Origin of the sequence: Pseudomonas tehranensis (assembly GCF_014268615.1) — a bacterium.
Classification (GTDB): Bacteria; Pseudomonadota; Gammaproteobacteria; order Pseudomonadales; family Pseudomonadaceae; genus Aquipseudomonas; species Aquipseudomonas tehranensis.
Genome location: NZ_JABWQV010000230.1, coordinates 1 through 7,992 on the forward strand (window position 1 = coordinate 1; position 7,992 = coordinate 7,992).

Annotated in this window: 9 protein-coding genes; 7 read left to right on the forward strand and 2 right to left on the reverse strand. The window is 58.7% G+C overall.

Annotated features, from left to right (window positions below):
• Positions 1 to 76: 76 nt before the first annotated feature.
• Positions 77 to 814, forward strand: a complete 738-nt coding sequence (locus HU811_RS22430; protein WP_092458655.1) for a DUF599 domain-containing protein — start codon at positions 77 to 79, stop codon at positions 812 to 814.
• Between the two features lie 73 nt (positions 815 to 887).
• On the opposite strand, the gene HU811_RS22435 is transcribed toward HU811_RS22430, so the two are convergent.
• Positions 888 to 1,151, reverse strand: a complete 264-nt coding sequence (locus HU811_RS22435; protein ID WP_047230330.1) for a hypothetical protein — start codon at positions 1,149 to 1,151, stop codon at positions 888 to 890.
• Between the two features lie 157 nt (positions 1,152 to 1,308).
• Between HU811_RS22435 and HU811_RS22440 the strand changes: the two genes are divergently transcribed.
• The 4 genes from HU811_RS22440 (at position 1,309) to HU811_RS22455 (ending at position 5,035) form a co-directional block, all read left to right on the forward strand.
• Positions 1,309 to 1,785: a PaaI family thioesterase gene (locus HU811_RS22440; RefSeq protein ID WP_186658152.1), complete on the forward strand. Its 477-nt coding sequence runs from the start codon at positions 1,309 to 1,311 to the stop codon at positions 1,783 to 1,785.
• Positions 1,782 to 2,243, forward strand: a complete 462-nt coding sequence (locus HU811_RS22445) for a PaaI family thioesterase (RefSeq protein ID WP_092400155.1) — start codon at positions 1,782 to 1,784, stop codon at positions 2,241 to 2,243. Before HU811_RS22440 ends, HU811_RS22445 begins: the two co-directional genes overlap by 4 nt.
• Before the next feature lie 87 nt (positions 2,244 to 2,330).
• Positions 2,331 to 4,235 carry a molecular chaperone HtpG gene (htpG, locus tag HU811_RS22450; protein WP_092400300.1) on the forward strand — a complete coding sequence of 635 codons (1,905 nt, stop codon included), beginning with the start codon at positions 2,331 to 2,333 and terminating at the stop codon, positions 4,233 to 4,235.
• 71 nt (positions 4,236 to 4,306) lie between these two features.
• Positions 4,307 to 5,035 carry a dienelactone hydrolase family protein gene (locus HU811_RS22455; protein WP_186658153.1) on the forward strand — a complete coding sequence of 243 codons (729 nt, stop codon included), beginning with the start codon at positions 4,307 to 4,309 and terminating at the stop codon, positions 5,033 to 5,035.
• 220 nt (positions 5,036 to 5,255) lie between these two features.
• On the opposite strand, the gene HU811_RS22460 is transcribed toward HU811_RS22455, so the two are convergent.
• Positions 5,256 to 6,116: a pirin family protein gene (locus tag HU811_RS22460; protein ID WP_186658155.1), complete on the reverse strand. Its 861-nt coding sequence runs from the start codon at positions 6,114 to 6,116 to the stop codon at positions 5,256 to 5,258.
• Between the two features lie 184 nt (positions 6,117 to 6,300).
• On the opposite strand from HU811_RS22460, the gene HU811_RS22465 reads away from it, so the two are divergent.
• Positions 6,301 to 7,254 carry an amidohydrolase family protein gene (locus HU811_RS22465; RefSeq protein WP_225248482.1) on the forward strand — a complete coding sequence of 318 codons (954 nt, stop codon included), beginning with the start codon at positions 6,301 to 6,303 and terminating at the stop codon, positions 7,252 to 7,254.
• A 222-nt stretch (positions 7,255 to 7,476) separates the two neighbouring features.
• The gene (locus HU811_RS22470) at positions 7,477 to 7,941 is read left to right on the forward strand and encodes a DUF3859 domain-containing protein (RefSeq protein ID WP_047230336.1); all 465 of its coding nucleotides are present in this window, start codon (positions 7,477 to 7,479) and stop codon (positions 7,939 to 7,941) included.
• Positions 7,942 to 7,992: the final 51 nt, after the last annotated feature.

Genomic DNA, 7,992 nt, shown 5'->3' on the forward strand with positions numbered 1-7,992 from the left:
TCGCGAGCAAGCCCGCTCCCACAGGGGCACTGCGAGTATTGCTTGAGCTTATGTTTGTCGTCATACAGGAAATCGAATGTCATTCATCCAAGCCAATCTGATCCATCTTCTGGCCGCTGTCTGGTTCGTCGTCTGCTGGGGCGGCTACACCCGTTATGCCTCGTTGAAAGCCCGCGATACGGCCTGTCTGGCCAGCGTCATGCACTTGTATCGCGAAGACTGGATGCGCCGCATGTTGCTGCGCGAAAACCGTATCGCCGATGCCAGCGTGATCGGCAATCTGGAGCGCAACGCGTCATTCTTCGCCTCCAGCACGCTGATCATCCTGGCAGGCATCCTGACGGTGCTCGGGGCCTCCGATCGTGCGGTGTCGTTGCTGGCGGATTTGCCGATGGTGCAGCAGGCATCCCAGGGCATGTCGGAGGCCAAGTTGCTGTGCCTGGCGCTGGTGTTTGTGTATGCCTTCTTCACCTTCAGTTGGTGCATGCGCCAATACAACTTTGCGGCGGTTTTGGTGGGATCGGCACCGATGATCGGCGAGCGACATGTATCGGCGCAGGAGCGCAAGGCCTTCGCGCTCAGGGCGGCGCGGGTGATCTCCATGGCGGCCAACCAGTTCAATTTTGGCCTGCGCGCTTATTACTTCGGCATGACCATGTTGGCGTGGTTCGTCAGCCCTTGGTTATTCATGTTGATGAGTGCTGGAGTGGTGTTGGTGCTGTACCGCCGGGAGTTTCATTCCGATGTGCTGCAGGTCATGGTTTACACCCCCACCGAGGCGCCATTGCCTGATGCAGGCAAAGACCCGGCCTGACAGGGCGGTCACTGTCAAATGGCAGACAAAAGAAAACCCGCACCAGGCGGGTTTCTTTTAAGCTCAAACAGTATTAGTTGGTGGCCGGTGCAGTGGCGGGCGCTGTTGCAGGTGCTTGTTCCTGAGTAGCCGCTTCGTTCGATTCGGCCTGATCTTTGGCGGCTTCGGCGTTTTCTTTCGCTGCGTCGTTCACTTTATCCTGTGCTTCGCTCATTTTTTCCTGAGCCTGCTCAGCGTGTTCGTTGGCATCTTGAGCTTTGTCCTCGGATTTTTTATCGCAGGCAGCGAGACCGAGGGAGGCGGCCAACATCAAGGCAATAGCTAAAGTCTTACGCATGGGGTGTTTCTCCTTATGGAAATAACTACTGGCCTTTTGAACACCTCCCCTTGGATTAAGTTCCTCTTTTGCTACAGATATATAACTTTGCATGGGAACGGAACTTTACAGGGCGTGCCCGTTATCGCGTCTGCTCACTAATAAAGGCGTTGATTCAATGGCTGAAGACTCCGTTTTTGAGCGTGCGACACGTTTTTTGTCCGCGCTGCGACATTGCCAGATATTGGGCTTGAAGTTGCACAGCGCCAGTCGCGAGGGGCTGACCGTGATCCTGCCCTACAGCCCCCAGATCGTCGGCAACCCCCTCACGGGCATCATTCATGGTGGCGCGTTGACCTCGCTGATGGACACGGCGTGTGGCATGTCGACGTTGTGCGTGTTGCCGCAGTTCGAGGTCTGTCCGACCCTGGACCTGCGCATCGACTACATGCACGCCGCTGAGCCGAACAAGGATGTCTATGGCTTCGCCCAATGCTATCGGGTCACTCAGGACGTGATCTTCAGCCGTGGATTTGCCTATCAGGACGACCCTGAACAACCCATTGCCCATGTGGTGGGCACCTTCATGCGCCTGGGACAGCACGTCAGGGGAATCAAAAGGGGTGGCCCGTTGGCTGCCGTAGACACGCCATGACCGAAATCACTCAGGAACAACTGCGCCACGCCTGCGAGCGGGGCGACTACGCGCTGCTACTGGCATCGATTCCCTATGCACGGCTGATCGGTGTCGAATGCTCGCGTCAGGGCGAGGAACTGCTGTTTCGCCTGCCGGCCAACAAGGACAACATTGGTAACCCTTTATTGCCGGCCATCCACGGCGGCGTCATCGCCGGTTTCATGGAGTTGTCTGCCGCGGTGTATCTGCTGATTGCCACCCATGCGACGGGCGTGCCGAAAATCATCGACTTCTCTCTGGATTACCTGCGTGCCGGGCAGTTTCGCGACACTTATGCCCGATGCCAGGTCTGGCGCCAGGGGCGCCGGGTAGCCAATGTGGCGATCACCGCCTGGCAGGACGCCGAGGCCCAGCCCATTGCTACCGCCCGGGCGCATTTCAAGATTCAGGAGTCTTCAAAAACGCATTGCCCTTGAAATCATCACCGTTGCCCCCACCTTGAGGACATCCCGCCGCCAATCTCAGCGAGGCGGACACCACCATCCACTTGGAGTTTGATGACCATGAGCGTGGAAACTCAAAAGGAAACCCTGGGCTTCCAGACCGAGGTGAAGCAACTGCTGCACCTGATGATTCACTCGCTGTATTCGAATAAGGAAATTTTCCTTCGCGAGCTGATTTCGAACGCCTCTGACGCTGTCGACAAATTACGTTTCGAAGCCCTGTCCAAGCCAGAGTTGCTGGAAGGCGGCGCCGAACTGAAAATCCGCGTGAGCTTCGACAAGGACGCCAAGACCGTCACCCTCGAAGACAACGGCATCGGCATGAGCCGCGAAGAGGTGATCACTCACCTGGGCACCATCGCCAAGTCTGGCACCGCCGATTTCATGAAGAACCTTTCCGGCGACCAGAAAAAAGACTCCCACCTCATCGGCCAGTTCGGTGTCGGTTTCTATTCCGCGTTCATCGTCGCTGAGCAGGTTGAAGTGTTCAGCCGTCGTGCCGGCCTCGCTGCCAGCGAAGGCGTGCATTGGTCGTCCAAGGGCGAGGGCGAGTTTGAAGTCGCCACCGTCGACAAGGCTGATCGCGGTACTCGCATCGTGCTGCACCTCAAGTCTGGTGAAGATGAGTTCGCCGATGGCTGGCGTCTGCGCAACATCATCAAGAAGTACTCCGACCATATCGCTTTGCCGATCGAGCTGCCGAAGGAAGTGACCGCGGCCGAAGGCGAAGAAAAACCGGAAGTGGAATGGGAAACCGTCAACCGCGCCAGTGCCCTGTGGACCCGTCCACGCACTGAGGTAAAAGACGAGGAATACCAGGAGTTCTACAAGCACATCGCCCACGATTACGAGAACCCGTTGAGCTGGAGCCACAACAAGGTCGAAGGCAAGCTGGAGTACAACTCGCTGTTGTACGTGCCGGCCCGTGCGCCGTTCGACCTGTACCAGCGCGAAGCCCCACGCGGCCTGAAGCTGTACGTGCAGCGTGTGTTCGTGATGGACCAGGCCGAATCGTTCCTGCCGCTCTACCTGCGCTTCATCAAGGGCGTGGTCGATTCCAATGACCTGTCCCTGAACGTTTCGCGGGAAATCCTGCAGAAAGACCCGATCATCGACTCCATGAAGTCGGCGCTGACCAAGCGTGTCCTGGACATGCTGGAAAAGCTGGCGAAAAACGAGCCCGAGCAGTACAAGGGCTTCTGGAAGAACTTCGGCCAGGTGATGAAGGAAGGCCCTGCCGAGGACTTCGCCAACAAAGAAAAAATCGCTGGCCTGCTGCGCTTTGCTTCCACCCAAGGTGACGATGGTGAACAGATCGTTGGCCTGGCCGATTATCTGGCCCGCGCCAAGGAAGGCCAGGACAAGATCTACTACCTGACCGGTGAAACGTATGCACAGGTCAAGAACAGTCCGCACCTGGAGGTCTTCCGCAAGAAAGGCATCGAAGTGCTGCTGCTGACCGACCGCATCGACGAATGGCTGATGAGCTACCTCAGCGAGTTCGATGGCAAGAGCTTTGTCGACGTGGCCCGTGGTGATCTGGACCTGGGCAACCTGGATTCGGAAGAAGACAAGAAAGCTGCCGAAGAAGTCGCCAAGAGCAAGGAAGGCCTGGTTGAGCGGATCAAGACGGCCCTGGGCGATGCCGTCAGCGAAGTGCGGGTTTCTCACCGCCTGACGGACTCCCCGGCGATCCTGGCCATCGGTGAACAGGACCTTGGCCTGCAGATGCGCCAGATCCTTGAAGCCAGCGGCCAGAAAGTCCCGGACTCCAAGCCGATCTTCGAATTCAACCCGGCCCACCCGCTGGTGGATAAGCTCGACAATGAGCAGAGCGAAGAGCGTTTCGGCGACCTGTCGCACATCCTGTTCGATCAAGCCGCCCTGGCGGCGGGTGACAGCCTGAAGGACCCGGCGGCCTACGTACGCCGTCTGAACAAGCTGTTGGTTGAACTGTCAGCTTAATCAAGTGCAGGAAAAACCCGCTTCGGCGGGTTTTTTCATTTCTGGTGTTCCGTTTTCAAGGGGAGTCAGTCATGAGTCAGGTTACGGTTCGTTCGCTGGTGTATCAGATCGATGGTCAAACCTATGAAGGCCGCCTGGCCTTCGACGTTAGCCAGCAGGGCTCGCGCCCGGGTTTGCTGATGGCGCCCAATTGGATGGGCGTAGGGGCGGGGGCCGAGGAAATCGCCAAGTCGGTGGCGGCCAACGGCTATGTTGTGTTGATCGCCGATCTTTACGGCCAGAACGTGCGCCCGACCAATGCCGATGAAGCCGGGGCTGCGATGATGCCGCTCAAGAATGATCGTGCCTTGTTGCGCAAGCGCATGCAGGCGGCATTCGAGCAACTGCAAAGTCAGGGTGAGGCGCAGGTCGATGCGTCGAGATTGGCCACGTTCGGTTTCTGCTTCGGCGGTTGCTGCTCCCTGGAGCTAGCACGCACAGGCGCACCGTTGAAGGCTGCTATTTCGTTCCATGGCACCCTGGATACACCCAATCCGGCGGATGCGCAGAACATCAAGGGGGCGGTGCTGGTCATGCATGGCGCCTCGGACCCGTTGGTGCCCAAGGAGCAGCTGCCGGCTTTCGAAGATGAAATGAATGCCGCCGGGGTGGATTGGCAACTGCTGAGCTACGGTGGCGCGGTGCATTCGTTCACCGATCCACAGGCCAATGTTCCGGGCAAGATGATGTACGACGCCAAGGTTGCCGCCCGGGCGTTCAGGTCGATGCATAATTTGCTGGATGAAGTGCTCAGGGGTTGAGTGCTTCAAGCAGAACCCCGTGGCGAGAGAGCCTGCTCCCGCTGGCCTGTGTAGCAGCTATGTAGGAGCTATGTAGGAGCTGACGAGTGCAACGAGGCTGCGATCTTTTCAAGGACACTTGAGTCTTAAGCGAAAGATCAAAAGATCAAAAGATCGCAGGCTTCGCCAGCTCCTACAGAGCCGAGCGGGAGCAGGCTCCCTCGCCCCGGTCGATGTGAATCTAGGGCAACTCGATCCGCTCGCTTTCCCCTGGCACCGTTGGCCAGTCCCCGGCCGCCCAGCGCCGGCGGGCTTCGTCTATTCGCGCCGGATCACTGGAGACGAAATTCCAGTTCATCCGACGTGGCCCATCAAGCGGCGCGCCACCGAACAGCACCGCATGGCAGTCGCTGTCGGCGAACAGTGTCATTTGCTCCCCGGCCGGGAGCACCACCAACGAGTGGGGTTCCAGTGGTTCACCGTCCAACTGCGCTTCACCGCTGAGCACATACAGTGCCCGCTCTTCATGCTCGGTGGGAATCAGCAGGGTCGTTGCGGTTTGCAGGTGCAGCTCGGCGTACAGGGTCGGAGAGAGTGTCGGGACTGGCGATTCCAGGCAAAACCCCGACCCGGCGATCATCCGGATCTTTACCCCCAGGTTATCGCTGACCGGCAGGGTGTGCGCCGGATGATGGCTGTAGTGCCCAGGCCCCTGCTCGTGGGATTGGGGCGAGGCCAGCCAGACTTGCAAGCCGTGCATGACGAAATCGCTGCCCAGCAGTGATTCGGGCGTGCGCTCGACATGGGCGATGGCGCTGCCCGCGGTCATCCAGCTGACATCCCCTGCGTCCACCACTTGATCGGAGCCAAGGCTGTCTTTGTGCTGGAGCTTCCCTTCGAACAGATAGGTGAGGGTGGACAACCCGATGTGGGGATGCTGACGAATGTTCATGCCTTGACCGGCCTTGTAGGAGGTTTGCAGCATGTGGTCGAAAAAAACGAACGGTCCGACGCTGCGACACTTGGCGGACGGCAGCGGGCGAAGAATCGGCTGGCCTTCCACATCTTCTGCGCGTGGGCGAATGGTCAGGGGCATGGTCATGATGTCTTCCAGGTTGAACAACGGATGGGCAAAGCATAACCCGCCGTGACAACTGACGGCACATGCGCCGTGAACCCGGACGCGATGGTCGGGGTCTATCCTGTTCATAATCTTCTGGAGTCCACCCGTGCCCTTGACCCGTCTGATCTTCGCCTGGCTGCTGGCCGTTTCGAGCAGCGGCGTCATGGCCCGCGAATACACCTACAGCGATGCGCACCTGCATTACGTCGATTTCTTTCAGGAAACCGCCGGCATGCCCGAGTTATTGAAGGCCATGGCCGACAATCACATCGAGCATGTGATGATTTCAGGCATACCGGTGGCCAAGAAATGGCATGAGGATGAGCCCAAGCGCCCGCGTTACTACGCCGGTGACGATGCGGACGCCTATTGGTACAGCGCCACCGATGTGATTGTCGCGGCGGCGGTGAGTAAGTTGACCGCTGAACAACGCCAGCACTTTCATCCTTTTTTGTCCGGTTTCAACCCCAACGACAAGAACTCCGCCATGCATATCCAGCGCATGCTCGATCTGTATCCGGGCTTGTGGCAGGGCATTGGTGAGGTGTTCACCCGCCATGACGACCTGACGGCGCTGACGTCGGGGGACACCCCGCGGGCCAACAACGAGGCGATGACGCGGATCTATCACCTGGCGGCGGAGAACGATCTGCCGGTGCTGCTGCACTCCAACATCACCTCCAAGCGTGAGAAAAACGCGCTGTATTTGCCGGAAATTGAAGAGCCGCTGCGCAACCATCCTCACACACGGTTCATTTGGGCCCATGCCGGCACCAGCATGGAGATTCATCGTCACCAGACGCGGTTGGATTTTCTGTTGCCGACACTGACCCGGATGCTGGAGACCTATCCGAACCTGTACATAGACCTGTCTTGGAGCGTGCTCACGCCTTACTTGCTGGACGAGGCGGGCAAGCCTCGCGAGGCGTGGATCAGGCTGGTGGAACGCTTTCCGGAGCGCTTTATGTTGGGGTCGGATGTAGTGGGGCGTTTCGACAAGGTCGGTAAGGAATTGCGCAGCTTCGATCCGTTTCTGGATGCATTGCCGGAAGAGGTGGCCAGGAAGGTGGCGCGGGATAATTTCCTAACGGTATTGCCTCGTTCAGTCGCCCGCTAAGTCCGCCTTTGTGGCTGTAGGAGTTGTCGAGTGCAACGAGGCTGCGATCTTTCCCCAACCAATTGAGTCTCAAGGGAAAGATCAAAAGATCGTCCGAACGCGGCCCGAGCCTTCGCCAGCTCCTACAGAATCGAGCGGGAGCGTATCGGTGTTGCAGGGTTTGTCATCAGCCTGTCACCGCCGCGTCATACCCTCGCGCTCATCACAATCAAGGAGCGCACTATGCACCTCACCCGTTCAAGCGCACTGGTCGCGCTGTTGTCGGTCTGCGGCCTGGCCCAGGCAGAAGTCCGTGTCGAAGGCCCGGTGGAGTACGGTATCTTCGAAGGGCCTCAAGCCGAACTGCAATCGGGGGAGCGGGTTCTGCGCCGCAGCAACGAGCAGATCCGCCAGACTGAAAGTGTACCGGCCAAGCTGGGCACCAAGTTCGGTCTGCGCTACCGTTTGGCGGACAAGGTGGCTGACGACCAGCCATTGACCCTGTTGTATTTCACCCCCGGCATTCGCACCCCTGATGGCGTGCGCCACGATAAATTCGAAGTCACCCAGAAACTGGTGCCCGGTGCACCTCAGGATGTGATGGCCTACGAATTCACCGAGAGCCACGAAGTGGTGCCGGGGGAGTGGCGGTTCATGGTGTTCCAGGGCGATCGATTGCTGGCGCAGCAGCGGTTTGTCGTGCGCTGAACTCCATCCACTGAAGGCCTCATGTGGGAGCGGGCTTGCTCGCGAATGCGG

Excerpts from the sequence above, each read along its gene's own strand:
- HU811_RS22430 (WP_092458655.1), top strand. The coding sequence starts at position 77 with ATGTCATTCATCCAAGCCAATCTGATCCATCTTCTGGCCGCTGTCTGG.
- HU811_RS22435 (WP_047230330.1), bottom strand. The coding sequence starts at position 1,151 with ATGCGTAAGACTTTAGCTATTGCCTTGATGTTGGCCGCCTCCCTCGGT.
- HU811_RS22440 (WP_186658152.1), top strand. The coding sequence starts at position 1,309 with ATGGCTGAAGACTCCGTTTTTGAGCGTGCGACACGTTTTTTGTCCGCG.
- HU811_RS22445 (WP_092400155.1), top strand. The coding sequence starts at position 1,782 with ATGACCGAAATCACTCAGGAACAACTGCGCCACGCCTGCGAGCGGGGC.
- htpG (WP_092400300.1), top strand. The coding sequence starts at position 2,331 with ATGAGCGTGGAAACTCAAAAGGAAACCCTGGGCTTCCAGACCGAGGTG.
- HU811_RS22455 (WP_186658153.1), top strand. The coding sequence starts at position 4,307 with ATGAGTCAGGTTACGGTTCGTTCGCTGGTGTATCAGATCGATGGTCAA.
- HU811_RS22460 (WP_186658155.1), bottom strand. The coding sequence starts at position 6,116 with ATGACCATGCCCCTGACCATTCGCCCACGCGCAGAAGATGTGGAAGGC.
- HU811_RS22465 (WP_225248482.1), top strand. The coding sequence starts at position 6,301 with ATGGCCCGCGAATACACCTACAGCGATGCGCACCTGCATTACGTCGAT.
- HU811_RS22470 (WP_047230336.1), top strand. The coding sequence starts at position 7,477 with ATGCACCTCACCCGTTCAAGCGCACTGGTCGCGCTGTTGTCGGTCTGC.